Raw genomic sequence first — 21723 nt, forward strand, 5'->3', positions numbered from 1 at the left:
AACAATGTATGTAAATTATATATACAATATTAAAGTATTAGGTTATTATTTTTTACATAATATTTTGTTATATTACAGGATTGTAGATAATTTTTGTATCAAATATGATTGGCAAGATTGTAGGTAGAGTAGATTCAGTATATGCAGATCATCTGATCTTGGATGTTTCTGGAATTGGTTATATGGTGTTTTGTTCTAGTAAAACCTTGGCTAATCTTGTATTGAATGAGGAGAAAATATTATTTATACATACATATATCAGAGATGAAAATTTTGATTTATATGGTTTTAATGACTTCTCAGAAAAATATAGCTTTTTGCTATTAACATCTGTTAAAGGAGTTGGTAATAAAATGGGTCTAAACATATTATCTTCTATCTCACCTGAAGAAATTAGTTATGCATTAAGTACTAATAATAAAAAAATATTCCATGATATAGCTGGCATTGGTAAAAAACTTGCAGAAAGAATTATAATAGAATTGAAGGATCGTTTTGCAGTAAGTACCCCATCAAATCCAAAAATTGCAGCTAATTTACAAGTGGCTTCTATTAACCCACATGATATGACAATGCTATCTAGCGCTATATCTGCATTGACAAATTTAGGTATGCAAGCTGATGTTGCTCATAGTGTAATTCATAAATTATTTATCCAGAATAAAGATATATCTCTCGAAGATTTGATTAAGTTAGCATTAAAAGGCAAGTGATATGCGAAATATTTTACCTCAACAAGAGATGAATGAGGATAAAAATTATTCTCAACGTCCTAAAACTTTGGTTGATTTTATTGGTCAGAATCATATTAAACATAATTTATCGGTATTTATTAGCGCAGCCAAATCTAGGTCTGAATCTTTAGATCATATTTTGTTATATGGACCTCCAGGATTGGGTAAAACTTCTCTAGCTCATATCGTATCTAGGGAATTAGGTGTTAATTTGAAAACTACATCTGGCCCAATTTTATCTAAAGCAGCAGATTTAGCAGCAATTTTAACTAATCTTAGCAATCACGATGTATTATTTATAGATGAAATTCATAGGTTAAATACTAATATCGAAGAAGTTTTATACTCTGCTATGGAAGATTTTGTGTTGGATGTTATGATAGGTGAGGGGCATTCTGCAAGGTCTTTGAGGATAGATCTTGATAGATTTACTCTGATAGGTGCCACTACAAGATTAGGGCTTTTGAGTAATCCTTTAAGAGATAGGTTTTTTATTCCGATAAGATTAGATTATTACCATCATCAAGATCTTATTAAGATAATTTGTAAATCTTCTGAAATCTTCTCTATAGCTTTAGATCTAGATGCTGCAAAAGAAATTGCTTTGAGATCAAGGGGGACTCCAAGAATTGCTCTACGTTTACTGAAGCGTACAGCAGATTTTGCATTGGTGTATAAGAAAGATTTTATAGATAAATCTGTTGCTGACATGGCATTGAATTATCTTGAAGTAGATAAGGTGGGGTTGGATAAAAATGATTTTAGATATCTGAGATTTATTTATGATAATTATGAAGGAGGGCCTGTTGGCGTGGATACTATAGCAGCTGGCTTATCTGAACAAAAAGATGCTATAGAAGATTTTATAGAACCTTATCTAATACAAATAGGTTTTTTAAGCCGTACTTCAAAGGGTAGGTTATTAACCAAACACGCTATATCTCACATAAGAAGTAATATTACGCAAAATCAAAATTAAATTCATTAATATGAAAAGAATTTTATTGGTTGCTGGTGGAACAGGGGGGCATTTATTTCCTGCCATATCATTGATTGAAGAATTATTACAGCATGATATAGAGATATACCTACTTACAGATCATCGGTGTATAAAATACTTAGATCAAAAACTTCAACAGCATAATAAAATTCATATTAAAGTTATTAGGGTGTTATTTAACTTTTCTAATTTTTTTAAGCTATTAACTACAGTTGCAGTGAATTTTATAGCTTTTTTTAAAACATTATTTTTTATTTTGCATTATCGGCCTAATGTTACAGTAGGTTTTGGTTCTTATGCTAGTTTTATTGCTTTGTTTATTAGTAAATATTTAGCTATTCCTATAGTTTTATATGAGTTTGACGCGATTTTAGGTAAGGCTAATAAATTTTTTGAATCTTCTGCAAAAATGATAGGGTTAGCATATACAAACGTGAGTAATATGTCTGATCAATATAAGGATCGCAATTTTTATGTAGGGCATTTAGTAAGAAATAAAATTATATCATTGCCTAAAAAAGCTAATTTTGATTCAAAAATATTCCATATTTTAGTACTTGGAGGTAGTCAGGGAGCTAGTATATTTGCATCCTTACTACCGGATACATTATTGTATTTATACAGTATAGACAGTTCTATTCAGATAGAAATTTCTCAACAAGTCAGGAATAATAGAGAAAAGGAAAAGCTAATTAAGATCTACGAAAATCTTCAGATCAAATATAATATACAGGAATTTTTTACAGATATATATCAAATTTATTCTAAACCTAGTGTTATGCTAGTTATTTCTCGTGCAGGAGCTTCTACTATAGCAGAATTGGTAACATTAGGGTTACCAACAATTTTTATACCTTTGCCTACATCTACTAACTCTCACCAATACCATAATGCTAGTATATTGTCAGAGCAGGGAGCATCTTGGTGTTATAATCAAGAATTTGTTACTCCAGATATTTTAGCTAAGAAGATATACGAATTAATGTGTAATAGAGAGTTATTAGTATCTGCATCAAAAAAATTGTTGAGCGCATCATATTCTCAAAAAGAGGCTTTTGTAAGCCATATTATAGAATATATGAAATAAATTATAAGCTTATTAGTGAGATTAGTTGTAAATCATGCTGTATTATATTACAATCTATTATTGATCTCCTTGATTTTTGTAGGCAAGTAATGAACCTAAGATTTGTTTTATATTTCTGTGTCTTATGTTGTTTTTCATCCTGTTCTATTTCGGCATTGAGATTCGTTCATCCTGAACGTATTATCAGTTCTGAAGATAAGCGTTTACCTTTATATAATAAAAAATACATTGATGCAGCTAAACATAATGTTAAGAGTAAACGTGATATCGAAAATGATGATATTGAAGACGAGGAGGAGCTAGAAAAATCCCCTTCTGAGCAGAGCGCCAAATATTATAATGATATGTATCGGAATCTGATAGATAGTGATAATAATGAATTGGAGGTTAAAGATAAAAAAAATAAAGATCATCTTCAAGAAAAAATTTTAATTTTACAGCAGAAAATTGATTCATTACAAAATGAGATAAAAGCTTATAAAGCCCAGTCTATGCAAGTGTTACCTGACGATAATATTAGTGCAGATATTAACCATAACCAGCATAATAGCAAAGATACCAAAGAAGAAATTAAACAAGATATTAATATGCCACACATTAATGATAATAATATTGTTAACCAAAATAATATTATTGATTCTTGTATTGTTAATCCTCAGTAAATAATATTATTGATTCTTGTATTGTTAATCCTCAGTGAGTGAATCTAACGCTATGATCACTATCTATTATCATTAAGATATTTGGCTACTTCTAGTGCTGCATACGTTATTATACAACTTGCTCCTGCTCTTTTTATGCATATTAGCGATTCTATCATAGCGTCTTGCCATTTCAATACTCCTTCCATAGCGGTAAATTTTAACATTGCATATTCTCCACTTATTTGGTAGGCCCAGGTGTTAATATTGATTGTGTTATGTATTTTGTGTATGATATCCAGTGAAAAAATTGCTGGTTTTACTATAATTGCATCTGCTCCTTCATTCGTATCATAGATAGCTTTTTTGATAGCTTCTTTAGAATTTTTTATATCTAGTTGGTAAGTCATCTTAGATAAATATTTATTTTTTGCAATATTTATTGCCTCTCTGAATGGTGTATAAAAGTTAGAAGCATATTTTGCTGAGTATGAAAATATATTGATATTGTCATATCCAAGGTTATCCAGAGCTGATCTAATAGCGATTACTCTATTATCCATCATATCGGAGGGTGCTAAAGCATCAACTCCTGCAGCTGCCAATGTGAGAGACTGTTTTACCAATTTTTCTACTGTTTTATTATTATCTATTTGTCCATTGAATAATATGCCATCATGCCCATGAGATGTGTATGGATCAAGTGCTATATCTGCTATAACCCCTATATCATTGACTGAATTTTTAATAGCTTTTATAGCTCTGCATGATAAATTATTGTTATTATATGCTTCACTGCCTTCAGTATCTTTTAGATGTTCTTCTATACTAGGGAAGATCATTAAAGCTTTTATATTTGATTCTTTTGCCTCTTTAGCTATTAATAACAGGTTGTCTATAGATATTTTAAATATACCTGGCATAAACTTGATTTCTTGCTTTATATTGTTACCCTCTGTAATAAATACGGGTAAGATTAAATCTTCAGCTAGTAAATTATGTTCAGCATTTATATCTCTTAGCCATTTTTTGCACTTATTTCTGAGCAATCTATTCGCAAATACCATGTTTAAACTCATTAAAAATTTTTACAATTGTTAAAATATTGATTAATTAGTAAATATCAATTACCTGTTAAAGTTATCTTGTAGTTGAGTATAAATTATACTTATATTTTATTTTATTAAATATTATTAGTATTATATATGTAATTGAACTAATTATTACAATAATAGGAGCAAAGTTTATATTATTAGCTAGTGAAATATAAATGCTTATGCAATTCATAAACAGCGCAAAAATTATTGATATAAATATCATAGATTTTGGAGAAGTAGCTATTAACCTGGCTATCATTGAAGGGATTAATATAATACTTGTTGTGAATAAGGATCCTACAATTTTCATAGAAATTAGTATTGCAAATGATAAAAGTAAAAGAAATGTTATTTCTAATAAATTAACATTGATAAATTTAGATATTGCTATATCTCTACTGATTACTGTGATAATTAATTTTTTATAATTTAATATGTAAAATATTGATATTACAAATGATAGTAACATCAATATTATTAAATCATTGCTATTTGCAGATGTAATATTACCGAATAGTAAACTACTTAATGTAATATTTGTTTTATACCGATATACAAGTAATAAAGCTATAGATACCATAATCCCTGACACAAAGGTACTTGCAATATTTTTATCAGAATAATTTTTTAGTTTAAATATCGCAATAGTAAAAATTGTTGCAATGAATGGCCAAGTATATATCAAAGATATATCCAAAATAATTGTGATAGCAGAAGCTAGCATGCTAGCATGTGATAGTGCGTCTGCAAAAAATATATATCTTTTCCATAGCACCATGCACCCTAACGATGCCATGATTCCTGATACAAAAAGAGATACAAAAAATATAATTAACATTTTTATAGATAGATATGAAGTTTAGTTATAATATATGTTTCTGAATTATTTAGTGTTCATGATCATGTCCATGAATATACATACCTATCTCGGATAAAGCTTTTTTAAAATCTAAATTATTTTGCATTTCTGATGGTTTTCCGCTACAACAAATATGTTTATTGAGGCAAATAACGCGGTCAGAATTTTTCATTACTGTAAATAAATCATGTGAAATCATCAGTATAGAAGTTTGACTTATTGCTTTCCTGTTTTTTAGAATTTTATAAAAATTTTGCTGACTTGTAAGATCTAGATATTGTGTAGGTTCATCTAGTATTATTAGGTCTGCTTGGTTTACTATGGTACATAGTAGATAAAGTTTTTGTAGTTCTCCTCCAGATAATTTTGATAAATCTTGATTTTTAATTTTTTTATAAGATATAAAATTTAGTAATTCATCAGATAATTCTAGATTTGTTTTTGTTAATATTTTAATCAAAGTTTTTGCATTAATTGGCATATTGAAGTTCATATCCAATTTTTGTGGTAGATATTCTATTTTCAAGTTGTTTTTTTTATAAAATTCTCCTGAATATGATGTTTCTAATCCTAGAATAATTTTTGCTATCGTAGTTTTACCTGAACCATTTTGCCCTATTAAAGTTGTGATTTCTCCTGGGATTATATCTATATTGATTTTATCTAATATAAGTTTTTGATCAAAATATTTGGACAGAGACTTAAATCTAATTATAGGTTGTAAATTCATAGATCTTTTGATAGAAATTTAGCTATTACTTTATATTAACATCTTCTATTTGCCAATTACATTCTTTATGGCGACAAGCATTGGCACGTAGTTGATATGATTTTATATCATGTATGGTTTGTATGTATCTTCTACAGTGAGTTTTTTTTGATTCACTATGTTTAGTAAAATTTTCAGCGACGGTGATTATAACATAGTTATGATTAAAATAGTAATATTTTATAGATTGTCCTTGTGGGAGGAATTCAAGAGCATATTGAGTGTATTCTATGATTTTGTTTATATTAGTATTTGTTATATATATTGAGTGATTTTTATTATTTATGAAGTAACCAGCTTTTTGCCCAATTTTTGTATTGAGCATTAGATATCGCTTAGCTTGTTCTTTATTGTTATTTTCTGTATTTTTTTTAAATTTTAAATTAGGATGTATGGTATCTGTTATTTTTATGTCGTCAAATCTATTTTGATTATTCTTGCAATTCATATTATAGCATGAACTGATGGTAGTAAATATTATTATTAGTAAAAATTTCATATTGGTATGTTATGATTAGATTTTAGTAAATACTGTGATTCTTAATTAAAAAAAATCCAATTTATAGAATAAGCTTTGCGCATTAGCTAGCAGTATCATAAAGATTGAGTAGCACTAATTTTTTATTTATACAACAAACCATGCAGGATATTTTAAAACAAAATTACTTGATTAAGTTCTCTTCTTACGCTTCTATTGTTGTTGCAGTTCTCATAATGATAATTCGTTTATTCAGTTGGTTTATCACTGATTCGCAATCTGTTCTTACTTCCCTTATAGATTCAGCTGTTGATATTTCTACTTCTTGTATAAATTTGATTATAGTACGTATATCTTTGCTCCCCCCAGATGATAAACACAGGTTCGGTCATAATAAATTTCAAGATTTAGCAGTATTTTCTCAATCGATTTTTTTTCTTACTTCTTGTTTATTAATTTTATTTATTTCTTTTAAAAATCTTTTATTTGTGAAAGAAGCTTTTTATTTAGATAATACAGATGTAGGATTAAAACTTACTTATATATCTTTGATACTAACTTTAATATTGGTAGTTTACCAAAGTTATGTACACAAAGTTACTAAGTCTAATGTCATTGCTGCAGATAGGGTACATTATGCTTCAGATATATTTCTTAATATTGCTATCATTGTTTCACTCAATTTTAGTAGTGATTTTTGGTATATTGATTCAGTATCTAGTATAATTATTGCTTGTTATTTTATGTGGATTGCATATAGGTTATTTAAGATATCTTTATCTAATTTAGTTGATACAGAATTTTTGCAGCAAGATAAGGATAAAATATTAAAAATTATAGGCAAATATACCGCAGTTAAAGGATTGCATGAATTAAAAACTAGATATGCTGGCAATAAGCCTTTTATTCAATTTCATATAGAAATGGATGGCAATATGTCTTTACGTAAAGCTCACGATATCTCTGATAAAATTTCAGAAGAATTAACAGTAGTTTTTCCATCATCAGAAATCATAATTCATCAGGATCCTGTAGGAGTGGAAACTAATGTGAATTATCGTGAAAATATTTAATACTAAATTTAGCAGAAATTTTTAATTCACATAGTAGAATAGGTGATGATTTTTATATTTGAGAATTTTTATGTTTAATGCTCAATTTATGAATCTTGCTTTGGAGCAAGCCAGAAATGCTATGAATCAGGATGAAGTCCCCGTAGGGTGTATTATAGTTAATAATAATACAAAAGAAATTGTATCTAAGTCTTATAATTTAGTAGAGTCATATAATGTATCAATTTTTCATGCAGAAATGCTAGCTATCTATTTTGCTTCAAGAAAACTTAAACAAAAATATCTCACTGAATGTAGTATGTATGTGACTTTAGAACCATGTATCATGTGTTCTCAAGCTATCTCTAAAGCTAGGTTGAAAAATTTATATTTTGCAGCATTAGAACCTAAACAAGGCTCTATTGAGAGTAATATTGGTTATTTTAATACAGACTATTGCTTGTATAAACCTAATATATATTCTGGTATAAAAGAAGAGGAGGCATCCATTTTACTGAAAGATTTTTTTAGTAGATTAAGAAAATCAAAAAAAACAAAATAACTAAACAACAGATATAATAGAATTTATTAATAAAGGATATGTTTTTATATTTATGATTTAGAATTTAATTATCCCCTAAGTGGCATGATTACAAAAATATTGTCAGAATCATCTTTAATTAGCACAGAAGATGATGAATTTTTAAAGCAAAGTCTAATATTTTGATCCTTAATTACTTCTAGTATATCTATAATATATTTAGGATTTAATTTAATTGATAATTTTGTACCTTGGAATTTACATATATTTTCTGTATTTTCATTAAAATATATCTTTTCTGTAGCATTTCCTATATCTTCTCCTGAAGCAGATATCATTACACATTCATTATCAATAATGATTTTTACTGCTAAAAAATTGTCTAATACTACAGTAGTAACTCTATTTATAGCTTCTAAGATCAGTTTAGAACTAATATAGAGTATGTTATTATTATCATTAGGAATAAAATGATTGTAATCTGGAAATTTCGCATCAATCAATTTTGATATCAATATAAAATTGTTAAAATTTAATTTAATTTTATGTTTACCTAAAAACACTTTTATTGATATATTTTGTTTTGAGATATCCTTAAGGATTTTTAATAATGTATGCGCAGCTTTTCTGTGTAATATTATTTCAAATTTATTTATATTAGAGTCAATGGTAGCTGATGATAGCGAAAATCTATGTGCATCAGTAGAAGCGCTTAATATCTTATTATCTAATATGTGCAAGAATATCCCATTGATATTATATCTTGTATCTTCATACGATACAGAAGCGATGGTATTTGATATTATTTTTAACAAATTGTCTGATCCTATTTCAATGATTTGATTATAGTCTGGACTGTAATAGTCAATATTAGGAAACTGGTCTACGGGTAAAGAAAATAAATTAAAACTACATTCTTTAGTTAATAACTGAATGTTAGATAAATTAGTATCTTGTTTGATTTCTATTTCTTGAGTATTTACTTTTCTTAAAATATCCAGTAGGACTTGAGAATGTACTAAAAAATATCCTGCATTGATAATTTTTGCTTCAATTTCATTATATAAGTAGATATCCATATCCGTACTTTCTAGAGTTAGAGTGGTATTAGATAATTTTATCTTTATATATTGTAGGGATTTCAGTATGTTTCTCTTTTCAATAACAAGATTCATAAAACTTAATGCAGCATACAGTATTTTGCTACCTACAATGCAGCTAGCACCAGGGATATTTTGTTTATTTTTTTCAATAACAGCTTCTTTCATGCTCCGGATTCATTAGTATTGAGTGCGTGTATATCTTATTAAGAGATATGTTGATCATATATTAATATTATTAAACTCCTTGTAATTCTGTTGATAAAGAGTCAATTATTGTTCTTAATTCACAATCTACTTCAATCAGATTTTCTATTTTTTTAATGGCATGTATTACTGTAGTATGATCCTTCTTGCCAAAATCTCTGCTTATATCTACAAGACTCTTAGAAGTAAGGTGCTTTGATAAATACATTGCTATTTGTCTTGGTTTTGAATATTTTCTAGATCTTGTAATATCAGACTTAATATCAGATGCTTGAATATTGAATCTTTGAGCTACCTTAGATTTAATATCTTGTATTGTTATAACTTTTTCATTAGATCTTAATAGATCTTTTAGTATTAGTTTAGTGTTATCTAAGTTTATCTCTTTCTTCACTAAAGTGGAGTAGGCTATCACTTTGTTTAGAGCTCCTTCTAGTTCTCTAACATTTGAAGTGATTTTATCAGCCAGGAACTCTACTACGTTTTGAGGTATATGTAAACACATTTGTTCTATTTTAGATTGTAATATACCTAACCTAAGTTCATATGTTGTACTATGTACATCTGCTACTAAACCCCACCCTAACCTCGACTTAATTCTATCTTCTATGTTATCTAAGTCAGAAGGAGATCTATCACAGGAAATTACAATTTGTCTATTATTATCTATAATGGCATTAAAAGTATGAAAAAATTCTTCTTGAGTACTGTTTTTACCGCATATGAATTGTATATCATCTATCATTAAGACATCAACAGATCTGAACTCTTCTTTAAAGGATACAATATCCTTATTTCTCAATGCTTTTATGAAGCAATACATAAATTTTTCTGCTGACATGTATAACACTTTACGTTGTTTATTATTTGTATGTACATGCCAAGCTATTGCGTGCATCAGGTGAGTTTTCCCTAATCCTACCCCTCCATATAAGAACAGAGGGTTAGATTCTGCAATAGCTGTTTTAGATTCTGCAACAGCTAATGATGCTGAATATGCGAGCTCATTAGGATTACCTATCACAAAATTTTTGAAAGTAAATCTGTGGTCTAAATATGATATAGAGTCGTCTATCACAGATATCTCATTCTGTTTATCTATTACATTATCTTGGATGGTATTTTTATCGACTTGTTTTACCAATTCCATTTGTGGGGAAGAATCATGAATATTTTCTTCACTCTCCTCTATACTAGAAATATTTACTGGTATATTTGATAGTTTGTTTTTTACAATTATTTCTACATGTTTAACTGAAATATCGTATTCATTATATAATGTATGTATTTCAGTTAGATAATGAGACTTGATCCAATCCTTTATAAAATTTGTAGGCACGAATAGAATTACAGACCGATAGCTAGAGAATTCGTAAAAAGATATCTTACTAAACCAGTTTTGATAAGCTCTATTTCCAAAGGATTTTGTTAAATCCTTTTGTACAGTTTTCCAAAGATTGATGTGATAATTTTTATTATTTTCTATTAATGATGCTTTATCTGCGCTGGACATACACTAATATCTCATATATTGTTAGTAACAAAGCATTTTACCCAAATGTTCAGAAAAAACACCTACGGATTCAATATTAATCACCGACCAATGATAGTTATAAAATGTATTTTTTGCAAGAGTTTATAATATATTATTATATAAACCATTTATAGTAGCAATTCATGATAAATATTCAGGATAAAGTTTTATTAAAAAAGAAAATTATTTATAAGGTCCTTAATCGAGGTACAAAGGAAACAGAGACTATATTACAAAATTTTGTATTTCAATCTCTAGAAAATATGAGTTACGCAGAATTAAAGGATTTAGATATTATAGTTTCTTGTACAGATATGGAGTTATATGATTGGATTATCAAAAAATATAGTTGTCCTGAATGGATAAATGAACAAATCATAGAAAAAATAAGTAATTTAAGGTTAATAAAATATTTAGAGATACCTAGTTGAACTAGATCATATATGCTAACTATGTATACTAATTAAGGATTAATTTTTTTTTGAAGTAGTAGCAGCATGGTATGGTTAATAGATATACAACTCCTATCACTGGTAATGCATACCATGGGTATATAATAGTTACTATTATTATTATAGAAGTTATCATCATAGAAGTTGAAATGGAATCTCTATTAATTCTGATATGTTTTATAGATATCGTGGGTATTTTGCTTGCTAAAAGTAAGCCTATACATATGATATATATGTCAATGAATAATGTATATTTTCTTACATTATATAGAGCAAAATTTAGCATCATAGGTACTAAAATTAATAATGCACCTGCAGGTGCTGGGATGCCTGTCAAAAATATTTGTACAGTTTTATTATTCAGAGTATTTTTTCTAGTATCTTTAACATTGAATCTTGCCAATCTTATTGCCATGCATACTATAAAGATCATCATTGATAACCATGATAAAATTTTAAATTCATATTGCTGAAATGACCATAAATATATGATTAGGGTTGGAGAAATAGCAAAATTAACGAAATCACATAGAGAGTCTAATTCTGCACCGAATTCACTGGATGCATTTAATATTCTAGCTATTCTACCATCCATCCCATCAATAACTGCTGCAATAACTGTACAATATACTGAAATTTCCCATTTACTCTCTAATCCAAATCTAATTGCGCTTACTCCTATTATTAACCCTAGTATTGTTAATATATTAGGTAATAAATAGTATAATATTAAAGGTTTCTTACGTTTCATCAGTGTATATAGCAATGAATGCTTAAAATTATCTTATATCAAAATTTCTATCAGAGCTAATATGTTCAGAACATAGGTCTGCTATTATTGTTTCTCCTGCTATACTAGTTTGGTTAACATCTGCTAGTATTTTTGTATCTGCTGGTAAATATAGGTCTACTCTACTACCAAATCTGATTAGACCATATCTTTGCCCAGTTAGTACCTCATTACCTTCTTCAAGGTCACATATAATTCTTCTAGCAATTAAGCCTGCTATTTGTACCAGAATAATTTTTTGTCCTGTATTAGTTTCTATTACCACTGATTGTCTTTCATTATCTGTACTTGATTTATCGAGGGAGGCATTGATGAATTTTCCTGGTTTATAACGTAAATTTAGTATTCTACCTCCTATAGCTACTCTATTTATATGCACGTTAAAGATATTCAAAAAAATACTTACCCGAATCATTTTTGTCTCTGTATCTATTATCTCGGAAAGTTCGCAAGGGGGTTCTACACTTTGGATAGAATGGATTATACCATCAGCCGGGCTTACTACTAGCCCTGGATTAATTGGTATTACTCTATCCGGATTTCTAAAAAAATATGCGCAATATAGCGTAACTGTACTGCATATTACACCCAATACTATGCTCATTGACCACAGTATCAAAGTTATAACAGCAAGTATAATAATGAATATATATCCATCCGGGTGTATTATTTTGGATAAATCTTTATAATTTCTCATATTAATCCTAATTTCTAGTGAAAAAAATCTCATTTGAGCATAATCCATACAGCATGTATTATACTGATAATAAATCTATATTATAAAGCAATAATCTGCAAGTACTTAGTATTAATCAATTACTATAATCACTTAATATGTGATCTGCAGAAAGAGAGTTGATAGGAGTATATGAAAATATCTATTGCTATGTAGTTAATTATTTTACCAAACAACCAATTCTCAACTTACCTTAACACCGGCGTCTATAGCTTATGTTATACTAATATGTACACTAGCACTAGTTTAATAATTCAAATTGTATATCGCAACTAAATTTATAACAATCTCTTACAGTCTGTTTTTTTTTAACAAAAACTCGATATGTAGGAAATTGAATTGTATAGTTTATAGAGCTAACTATAAACTGTGTTATTCTTTATAAGGGGGCTTTAGTAAAGACTTGACTAAACTATTGATTGCGCTTTGATGATCTGGGTTAGGTATTTTCATAAAATTTCTAGATACTTCTATGCACATTCTTTGATGCTTAGTAGCTACTGGATGTGAACTCATATTATCTATCCCCTCATGAAAATGGCTAAAATGTTCTTCCAGAGCATTTGATATCATGATTAACCTGCCTACAGAAATTCTATTTAAGCCTTTTTCATATTTTTGTAGTTGTTGGTGTGTTACTTCTATCATTTTTGCTAATTGTTGACGTGATAACCCCTTCGCCAATCTTAAAGAATAGATTTTTTCTCCAATGAACTTATCTATTTCTTGTATATAACTATTTTTACGTGCCATAAATTTAATACTTAATTTATATATATTTCAAAAAATCGGACCTCGAACTGCTTAATACAGTACGGATTATACTGTATACACATATTTTTTGCAACAAATATTTAATACTTTTTTACTTTTTGTTAATTAAAAATTATCTGTTAATTGTAGAATTTTGAGAATTTGTGGTACCCGCGGCCGGACTTGAACCGGCAAGGACTAGTCCTACGGATTTTAAGTCCGTTATGTTTACCAATTTCATCACGCGGGCATATCGACATTATTAAAAATGCTAGCAACAATATTTAGTTCAACATAGTTTAGCACAATCTAACAAACGTATATTAGTTAGATCAATATCTAGGTACCAGATGTTAATACTATGTATTTTGGTCTGTGTCAAATAATTTTATCTTAAAAAAATAGACAGTAATTGGTCAATATATCATATATTACTAAATGTCTTTTTATTACAGTTTAAGATTTTCTATTATTACGTTCTAATAACATATGACTCCTAGTTAATGTGCCAGGATTTGTTTGTGCAGCTAGTAAAGATAATTCTCCACATAGTACAACTGCTGCAGCTATTATAGCAAGTCTGATAGATGATTCTCCTATACTGGGTGTCTTGATGCATTTTAATAAGTTTAAATTATTTTTTACATATTCTAAATCTTTTCCATTGCCAGTAGTTCCTACAATTAAATTTGGCAAGGTAACAGAAAAATATAAACTATTATCATTTGTTACTTTGGCGTATGTCACACCCTGAGAACCTTCAATTATATTTGCGCCATCTTGACCTGTCGCTAGGTAAAACGCTAATAACATATTTGCAAAATGTGCATTAGCACTCCGTGTTGAGCCTGCTAAAATGCTTCCTATTAAGTTTTTTTTTATATTTAGATTAACTATCTGTTCAGCTGTGGTATTAAGCTGACTAATGCAGATATCATTTGGCACTAATATTTCTGATATTATATATTTACCTCTACCTAATATACCGTTGATACAAGAATTTTTTTTATCTGTGCATATGTTGCCACTAATAGATACATATTGTAATTTTGTATATGTTTCTAGTATGTATTTTAATAAAGCATCTGATGCTTTTGTTGAAATATTATGTCCTGCAGCATCTCCTGTATAAAAACTGAATCTTATGTATATTAAGGTGCCAACAATTTCAATATATAGATCTTCTAACTCTACAAAATTACTAGTATTTTTAGATATCTTGTTGAGTTCTTGTTTAGAATTTTTTAATTTATTTGCTGTTTCAATTAGGTAATCCACGCTATGTGATTCTAGTAGTACAGACCTTGTCATATTACTATTTTTATATATTACTGATTTGATGCCATCAGTCATATTGGATATGTTAGCTCCTCGTTTTACAGAAGCCCACAAAGGAGTTTCAAATGTAGCCAGAGGTACTATAATTTTTTCTCTAACAATAGGGCCAGAGATATTTATAGGACCTATATTTTTTGTAGGTATTTTAGTATAATTGTTATTATGCATTTTACAGATTAATTTAGAAACTCAATCCTCAATCCTCATTTCTATGTACCATTTTATGTGTACCTTGAAATATAGATATTATCATAAATACCAGAATAGATAATATTATTGTCATTAGTAATGCAGCAATTTTCACAGATAATTTACTATCATAAATCACATCTTCACAGTATGAATTCATAGTTATAGTAAAGCCAGACATTAGCATACTTCCGAATATTGCTTTCCTGAATAAAGTTTTTGTAGAGGATACTATTTGGAAGTGCCATTGACGGGATAAAGTGATATAATTTGTTGTTAAATTTACTATTGAAGAACAAATCGCAGCAACAGGTATTGCTAAATATCCTAATTTTGTGATCAGAGTGATACTTACTGCAATATTTACGATAATTGATATAATGGAGTTTTTTAATGGAGTTTTAAAATCTCGATAAGCATAAAATATAGTCATTAGTATTTTTGATACCACCATCATCGGTAAAGATATCATAGAGATTATTAATACAAGGCGTACATTATCTGTATCATTAGCAGTAAATAAGCCTCTTTCATATATAGTATGAACTATAGGTTTGGATATTATGCATACTCCTAACATTGATGGCATGGAGAATAAAATGGCAATTTTAATTACTTTATTTCCTAACATGTTGGCATTTATTATGTTATCTATTCTAAATATTCTGGATAATTGGGGAAGAAGAACAGTACTAAGCGTTGCCCCTATTATTGATAAAGGTAATTGGAATAATCTATCCGCGTAAGACAAAATAGATATTGCTCCTGGTATAAAACTTACAATGGATTGCGAAATAAATAAACTTATTTGTTGTAATCCAGAACTCATCGTAGCAGAGCTTAAATTTTTTAGTAAAGATTTAATATCTTTATCAGTGTTTACTGTTTTAGAATCTACTGTAGTAGCTGTAGTAGCTGTAGTAGCTGTAGTAGCTGTAGTAGCTGTAGTAGCTGTAGTAGCTACTTTATTATTACTAAAGTATCTTTTATAGTAATCATTTATTTTGCTAAATATATAAGGCAGATTTATAGTAAATTTTATTTTACCTAGACAATAACTCATAAAAATTAATTGCAGTACACCAGATATGACTAATGCAGTAGCTATCGAATAGTGTTTTGGGTATAATATTCCCATTATTACGGTGATAGTAATAACTGTAATATTCATTATTATTGGTGTAGCAGAAAATAGTAAGAACTTTCCGAATGAATTTGTTATAGCGCCAAATAATGCCACGATAGATATGAAAATGACATAAGGGGTAGTAATACGGCATAATAATATCGCCAAATGGTATTTTTCTGGATTAGTTGTAAAACCCGGCGCAATAAGATAAATAAAATATGGCATTACTAATTCTAGTAATATAGTAAAAATTATCAAGATACTTAGTAATAGTATAAATACAATACTAGAAAAATTTCTGGCATCCGAGATAGATTTGGATATCTTCACGTTAAATAAGGGTATAAATGCAGCAGACATAGCGCCTTCTCCGAATAATTTACGAAATAGATTAGGTAATCTAAATGCTAAGTTCACACAATCTCCTATTAAACTTGTCCCGAAGGTTGCTGCTATGAAAAGTTCTCTTGCTAACCCTAGAGCTCTGGATAATAAAGTGGCAGATGCTAATTTGATACTATCTTGTATAATCATTGTGGTTTATTAAATTTATTTAATAGTGAATACTAGTAAGTATTTATTTATGTATCCTAAAAGATCATATATATTTTTCATGGACAAAATCTAACATGTTTTGCTATATTTGTCAGCATTTATTAAATAGTTTTTAGTTTGACTTGTTTAGATTATAGTGATATATATTCTATCCTTGTTATTTTGGCAGTGATTGCTATCAAAATAACTTGATTTCCAGAGGTAAGTACCACTTTAGACTGTTATGAATAGTTTGGGTTTTCCTAGGGTAGGCATTGATACGATCAGTTTTTATACTCCGGGTTATTGTTTGAAACTAGAATTATTAGCATTTGCTAGGTCAGTAGATCCCAAGATATTTAATAATTTTGGTCAGTTATTTATGTCTGTTATACCGCCAGATGAAGATATAGTGACTATGGGGTATAATGCAGCCATTAAAATACTGAGTGAACAAGATAAGGCCAATATAGATTTACTACTTTTTGCAACAGAAAGCTCTATAGATCAAGCCAGATCAGCGGCTAATGTGTTGCATGGATTACTTAAGTTATCCAGTAAGTGTAGAGTATTAGAATTAAAACAAACATGCTATAGTTCTACTGCTGCACTTCAGATGGCATTGCAGATATTGCGTAATAATCATGCACAAAATAAAAAAATTTTAGTAGTAGCTTCTGATATTTCTAGGTACGGGCTTGGTAGTACAGGTGAGTCTTCTCAAGGTAGTGGAGCTATTGCAATGATAATATCACAGAACCCTCAGTTGGTTTCAATAGAAAGAGAAAGTAGCTTTTATACAAGTGATAAAATGGATTTCTGGAGGCCAAATTATTTAGATTATTCAATTATTAATAGTAAATTATCTTGTAGTTTATATCTAAAATTACTTAAATATACATGGTCAGAATATTCAAAAATTTCTGGACGTGCTTTATCAGATCACCAGTGGTTTTGCTATCATGTATCGGTACCTCATTTGATAGAAAAAGCTCATATTTCGTTATTTCAGGATAATATTAAGAATAAGATCGGAAATTTTTTAGAATCTCAGGTGAAGGATTCTGTACTACCTGTAATTAAATATAGCAGTATCGTGGGTAATTGTTATACTGCATCTTTATACTTAAGCTTGATATCTTTAATTATTAATGCTAACAGTAAGGATTTAGCAAATCATAGGGTAGGGTTTTATAGTTATGGTTCAGGTTGTATAGCTGAATTTTTTAGTGGTATTATCAGTCAAAATTACAAGGATATATTTAATAAAGAATATATAAATTCTATTGAAGATATGTTCAATAAGAGAGTTAAAATTAATGTAGAACAATATGAATATTTTTATAGGTCTCATTCTTTATTTTTTTTAGATAAAAAAAATCTAAAATTAGATCGTTATAGTTCAGGTAGTGCTCGGCTTGCTGAAATCAGAGAGCATAAACGTATATATGAAATCTTAAATTAATGATGTATTTAAATCATAATAATTATCGTAATACATGTTCTTTATCTCCTAGTAAAGTTATAATTTCTGGAGAATATTCCGCCCTATATGGAGGCGCAGCTATTACGGTAGCTGTTGCACGCTATACTAAGGTTTATATATTGCAGTCATCTGACTCTACCAATATATCTAAAAAATTAGATCCTGTTATAAATGTTAATTTTATCAATCTTTGTTATAAGTCTAGTGTTAGGTTATCAGATCTATACTCAATATGTAGTATAATTGATGAGAGATATAACAGATTTCTAAAGTCTGAGTTATGTATAGATATGGTACTAGAAACTGATTGCCAATTTTGTCAGTATATAATTGGATCGTTTTTGAAATATCATAATTTGAACCTAGAATGCAATATTGATATTGTAATTGATTCAGAGATTGTGATGAAATCTGGTATGGGTTCTTCTGCATCGTTAATATTGGGTGTAGTTTATTCATTATATGGCTTTTTTGATATTACGATTAATAAAAATCAAATATGTAACTTATCAAGAAAAATTGAAGATTTAAAGCATGGTATTTCTAGTGGGTTGGATATAAGGTCCATTATACATGGAGGATATATTAAAATTGAAAATAATCAAATATATGAAAGAAACAGTTATGATATCATAAAAAATATTTTGATAATTAATACAGGTATGTCTTATAACACTACAGGTGAGGCAGTGGATTTTGTCAATCGTAATTTTAGTAGTGTTGAATTTATTTGGCAAGATTTTGCAAATGTTACTCGGTTAATAGATTATAGTATCGTTAACAATAACTTAAAAGATCTACTATTGTATTTGAAGTTAAATCATAAATTATTAGTTAATTTGGGAGTAGTGCCTGATAAGGTCAAGAATTTTATCTCTGATATAGAGGCTAGAGGAGGAGCAGCAAAAATTTCTGGTTCTGGTGCTATTCGTGGTGTAGGTGCTGGTATAGTATTGGTTATATCTAATGTTGATATATCAGATCTTGTTACAAAATACCAATACAGATATTATTTATCTAATATTATTGTAGCTAAAGGAGTTTATAATTTCACTGCATAATTTGGTGAGTGTATTAAGAAAATTTTGATACACTAGTGACCCTAACTAAGTTATAAAAAAGCTCGTTTGTATTAGATGATAAATTAAATGTTATATGGTTTTGATATATGGAATGCTACCAAGCTTCTGCTCCTGCTAATTTAATGTTATTAGGAGAGCATGCGGTATTAAATAATAAGCGTGCTATAGTTTTTTCAATCAATAAAAGAATCACCGTTAGGTTATTACCAAGATCCGATAGAAGAATTATTATTAAATCAAGTATTGGTTGTGTAGAATTTACTATTGAAGAAATTATATGTAACCAATCTTTCAAATTTGTTATTGAGTCTATTAGTTATTATCAAAAAAAGTTGGTTAGGGGTTTTGAGTTGATAATTACTGCAGATTTTTCTCACCAATTAGGATGGGGTTCTTCTGCTGCAGTTACAGTTGCAACTGTTGCTGTGTTAGAACAATTTATTAACTTTGGTATTATGTATGGCCTTTCATTGGATGACCTTAACTATAATATTGGTTTTCGTAAGGAGTTATTTTTAAAGGCAAGATATATAGTAAATAAAGTGCAAAAAATGTCTTCAGGAGCAGACGTAGCTGCAGCTGTTTATGGAGGTATTATTATGTATCAACAAAATCCTCCATATATATTAGGTAAATTAGAGAAAAAAATACCTATCCTACTGGTGTATACAGGATACAAGACACTCACTACTGAAGTGATATCCAGAGTAAAACAACTATATCTAAGATATCCAAATATTATTAACCAGTTATATAATACCATTGATATATCGGTAGGGGAATGTTTTACTTTTATTGCGCAAGAAAATTGGTTACAAGTGGGTGGAATATTAAAAATTCAACAAGGTATTATGAATTCACTAAATCTTAGTACAGGTTTAATAAACCACCTTATTGATAGATTATCTACAAACCCTGATGTATGTGGTGTTAAAATTTCAGGCTCTGGTATGGGAGATTCTATTATTGCTGTTATTCAAGATGTACCAGATATCATATTGGAGTATGACTTACTGAAATTATCTTCTCAGGAAGTAGAAGTCTGTTTTAAAGGATTTTGTTATGAATAAAATAGATGTAGTCAAATATATTCTAAGGAATCATTATCATTGTTCAATATTTCGTGATAACAGAGATTTTTATGCAGAAGCATTTGCACCTATTAATATTGCATTATGTAAATATTGGGGGAAAAAAGATTCAGAATTAAATATAGCATATACCAGTAGTATATCTTTATCCATACCAAGCTATGGATCTCATGCAAGTATTTCTACTAATATTTCATTACTATGTAACGAAATTTTTATTAATAATGAAAAAATTTTACCCGATGCTGTTTGGAGTAAGAATTTAATGAATTTTGTATCATTGTTTAATACTATAGGTTGTAATACGATATATTTTAGGCTAACTTTGAAAGTTAATGTTCCTATTTCTGCAGGGTTAGCCTCATCTTCTGCTATATACGCATCGATAATATTAGCATTAAACCAATTACTTAATTGGGGTTTGCTAGGTAGAGATTTATCAATACTTGCCAGGTTGGGTAGTGGCAGTGCCTCTAGATCTGTGTATTACGGATTTGTAGAGTGGTGTTCTGGATTAGATGATAATGGTATGGATAGTTTTGCTGTACCATTAAATTATAAGTTTGATGATTTAATGATGGGATTGTTAGTAATTACCACTACAAAAAAAAATATTAGTTCTAGAAATGCAATGCATTGTACAGTGAATACTTCTCCATTTTATCAGGCTTGGATCAATAAGACTGAGCTTGATGTAGTAAAGCTTAAAGATATGATAATAGGGCAAAATTTTGTAGAGTTTGGTAAGATAGTAGAATCTAACTCATTAGCAATGCATGCAACGATGCTTACCTCTCAGCCAAGCATTATGTATTCTACAGCAGGTACTGTAAAGTATATACAGAAGATATTACAACTCAGAAATAAAATAGGTCCCAAAATTTTTTTCACACAAGATGCTGGAGCAAATATCAAATTGATTTTTTTAAGACATCATCAATCACTCATTACAAAATACTTTCCTACAGCAAAGATACTAGATCCTTTTGATTACTGAGTAAATTAAATCTATGGGTTATAGAGTTATACTAAAATTCAATGCAA

Annotated in this window: 22 protein-coding genes and 1 tRNA gene; 11 read left to right on the forward strand and 12 right to left on the reverse strand. The window is 28.7% G+C overall.

Annotated elements, in window-relative coordinates:
* The first annotated feature begins 104 nt into the window (after positions 1 to 104).
* From ruvA to IHI24_RS02220, 4 genes are all read left to right on the forward strand, one after another.
* Positions 105 to 713: a Holliday junction branch migration protein RuvA gene (gene ruvA / locus IHI24_RS02205; protein ID WP_194966433.1), complete on the forward strand. Its 609-nt coding sequence runs from the start codon at positions 105 to 107 to the stop codon at positions 711 to 713.
* Position 714: 1 nt separating this feature from the next.
* Positions 715 to 1713, forward strand: a complete 999-nt coding sequence (ruvB, locus tag IHI24_RS02210) for a Holliday junction branch migration DNA helicase RuvB (protein WP_194966434.1) — start codon at positions 715 to 717, stop codon at positions 1711 to 1713.
* Between the two features lie 10 nt (positions 1714 to 1723).
* Positions 1724 to 2821 carry a UDP-N-acetylglucosamine--N-acetylmuramyl-(pentapeptide) pyrophosphoryl-undecaprenol N-acetylglucosamine transferase gene (locus IHI24_RS02215; protein WP_194966435.1) on the forward strand — a complete coding sequence of 366 codons (1098 nt, stop codon included), beginning with the start codon at positions 1724 to 1726 and terminating at the stop codon, positions 2819 to 2821.
* Positions 2822 to 2910: 89 nt separating this feature from the next.
* Positions 2911 to 3483 (forward strand): hypothetical protein, encoded by a 573-nt coding sequence (locus tag IHI24_RS02220; protein WP_194966436.1) that lies wholly within the window; start codon positions 2911 to 2913, stop codon positions 3481 to 3483.
* Between the two features lie 59 nt (positions 3484 to 3542).
* On the opposite strand, the gene hemB is transcribed toward IHI24_RS02220, so the two are convergent.
* From hemB to IHI24_RS02240, 4 genes are all read right to left on the reverse strand, one after another.
* The gene (gene hemB, locus IHI24_RS02225) at positions 3543 to 4529 is read right to left on the reverse strand and encodes a porphobilinogen synthase (protein ID WP_228777139.1); all 987 of its coding nucleotides are present in this window, start codon (positions 4527 to 4529) and stop codon (positions 3543 to 3545) included.
* A 73-nt stretch (positions 4530 to 4602) separates the two neighbouring features.
* On the reverse strand, positions 4603 to 5397 hold the full coding sequence (locus IHI24_RS04795; RefSeq protein ID WP_194966438.1) for a metal ABC transporter permease: 795 nt from the start codon (positions 5395 to 5397) through the stop codon (positions 4603 to 4605).
* A gap of 49 nt (positions 5398 to 5446) precedes the next feature.
* Positions 5447 to 6148: a metal ABC transporter ATP-binding protein gene (locus tag IHI24_RS02235; protein ID WP_194966439.1), complete on the reverse strand. Its 702-nt coding sequence runs from the start codon at positions 6146 to 6148 to the stop codon at positions 5447 to 5449.
* 25 nt (positions 6149 to 6173) lie between these two features.
* Positions 6174 to 6635, reverse strand: a complete 462-nt coding sequence (locus IHI24_RS02240; RefSeq protein ID WP_194966440.1) for a hypothetical protein — start codon at positions 6633 to 6635, stop codon at positions 6174 to 6176.
* A gap of 191 nt (positions 6636 to 6826) precedes the next feature.
* Here IHI24_RS02240 and IHI24_RS02245 point away from each other — a divergent pair, with 191 nt between their 5' ends.
* On the forward strand, positions 6827 to 7738 hold the full coding sequence (locus IHI24_RS02245; protein ID WP_194966441.1) for a cation diffusion facilitator family transporter: 912 nt from the start codon (positions 6827 to 6829) through the stop codon (positions 7736 to 7738).
* A 70-nt stretch (positions 7739 to 7808) separates the two neighbouring features.
* The gene (locus IHI24_RS02250; protein ID WP_194966442.1) at positions 7809 to 8279 is read left to right on the forward strand and encodes a nucleoside deaminase; all 471 of its coding nucleotides are present in this window, start codon (positions 7809 to 7811) and stop codon (positions 8277 to 8279) included.
* A gap of 68 nt (positions 8280 to 8347) precedes the next feature.
* Here IHI24_RS02250 and dnaN read toward each other — a convergent pair whose 3' ends face one another.
* Positions 8348 to 9526 (reverse strand): DNA polymerase III subunit beta, encoded by a 1179-nt coding sequence (gene dnaN, locus IHI24_RS02255; RefSeq protein WP_194966443.1) that lies wholly within the window; start codon positions 9524 to 9526, stop codon positions 8348 to 8350.
* 70 nt (positions 9527 to 9596) lie between these two features.
* Positions 9597 to 11078 carry a chromosomal replication initiator protein DnaA gene (dnaA, locus tag IHI24_RS02260; RefSeq protein WP_194966444.1) on the reverse strand — a complete coding sequence of 494 codons (1482 nt, stop codon included), beginning with the start codon at positions 11076 to 11078 and terminating at the stop codon, positions 9597 to 9599.
* Between the two features lie 164 nt (positions 11079 to 11242).
* On the opposite strand from dnaA, the gene IHI24_RS02265 reads away from it, so the two are divergent.
* Complete coding sequence (locus tag IHI24_RS02265; RefSeq protein WP_194966445.1) at positions 11243 to 11530, forward strand: succinate dehydrogenase assembly factor 2; 288 nt, start codon at positions 11243 to 11245, stop codon at positions 11528 to 11530.
* A 28-nt stretch (positions 11531 to 11558) separates the two neighbouring features.
* On the opposite strand, the gene IHI24_RS02270 is transcribed toward IHI24_RS02265, so the two are convergent.
* From IHI24_RS02270 to murJ, 6 genes are all read right to left on the reverse strand, one after another.
* Positions 11559 to 12302: a CDP-alcohol phosphatidyltransferase family protein gene (locus tag IHI24_RS02270; RefSeq protein WP_194966446.1), complete on the reverse strand. Its 744-nt coding sequence runs from the start codon at positions 12300 to 12302 to the stop codon at positions 11559 to 11561.
* Positions 12303 to 12330: 28 nt separating this feature from the next.
* On the reverse strand, positions 12331 to 13038 hold the full coding sequence (locus IHI24_RS02275) for a phosphatidylserine decarboxylase (protein ID WP_194966447.1): 708 nt from the start codon (positions 13036 to 13038) through the stop codon (positions 12331 to 12333).
* Between the two features lie 411 nt (positions 13039 to 13449).
* Positions 13450 to 13830: a helix-turn-helix domain-containing protein gene (locus IHI24_RS02280; protein ID WP_194966448.1), complete on the reverse strand. Its 381-nt coding sequence runs from the start codon at positions 13828 to 13830 to the stop codon at positions 13450 to 13452.
* Between the two features lie 165 nt (positions 13831 to 13995).
* Positions 13996 to 14080: transfer RNA gene (locus IHI24_RS02285), tRNA-Leu, on the reverse strand.
* Positions 14081 to 14286: 206 nt separating this feature from the next.
* On the reverse strand, positions 14287 to 15336 hold the full coding sequence (locus tag IHI24_RS02290) for a hydroxymethylglutaryl-CoA reductase (RefSeq protein ID WP_194966449.1): 1050 nt from the start codon (positions 15334 to 15336) through the stop codon (positions 14287 to 14289).
* 28 nt (positions 15337 to 15364) lie between these two features.
* Positions 15365 to 17020, reverse strand: coding sequence for a murein biosynthesis integral membrane protein MurJ (murJ, locus tag IHI24_RS02295; RefSeq protein WP_194966450.1), 1656 nt, complete (start codon positions 17018 to 17020; stop codon positions 15365 to 15367).
* A gap of 244 nt (positions 17021 to 17264) precedes the next feature.
* On the opposite strand from murJ, the gene IHI24_RS02300 reads away from it, so the two are divergent.
* From IHI24_RS02300 to mvaD, 4 genes are all read left to right on the forward strand, one after another.
* Positions 17265 to 18485 (forward strand): hydroxymethylglutaryl-CoA synthase, encoded by a 1221-nt coding sequence (locus tag IHI24_RS02300; RefSeq protein ID WP_194966451.1) that lies wholly within the window; start codon positions 17265 to 17267, stop codon positions 18483 to 18485.
* Complete coding sequence (locus tag IHI24_RS02305; protein WP_194966452.1) at positions 18485 to 19567, forward strand: mevalonate kinase family protein; 1083 nt, start codon at positions 18485 to 18487, stop codon at positions 19565 to 19567. Before IHI24_RS02300 ends, IHI24_RS02305 begins: the two co-directional genes overlap by 1 nt.
* Before the next feature lie 107 nt (positions 19568 to 19674).
* Positions 19675 to 20658: a mevalonate kinase family protein gene (locus tag IHI24_RS02310; RefSeq protein ID WP_194966453.1), complete on the forward strand. Its 984-nt coding sequence runs from the start codon at positions 19675 to 19677 to the stop codon at positions 20656 to 20658.
* A complete protein-coding gene (gene mvaD / locus IHI24_RS02315) occupies positions 20651 to 21676 on the forward strand; it encodes a diphosphomevalonate decarboxylase (protein ID WP_194966454.1) in 1026 nt (341 codons plus the stop codon). Before IHI24_RS02310 ends, mvaD begins: the two co-directional genes overlap by 8 nt.
* Positions 21677 to 21723 lie beyond the last annotated feature (47 nt).

Source organism: Rickettsia endosymbiont of Cardiosporidium cionae (genome assembly GCF_015476335.1).
Classification (GTDB): domain Bacteria; phylum Pseudomonadota; class Alphaproteobacteria; order Rickettsiales; family Rickettsiaceae; genus JADHZC01.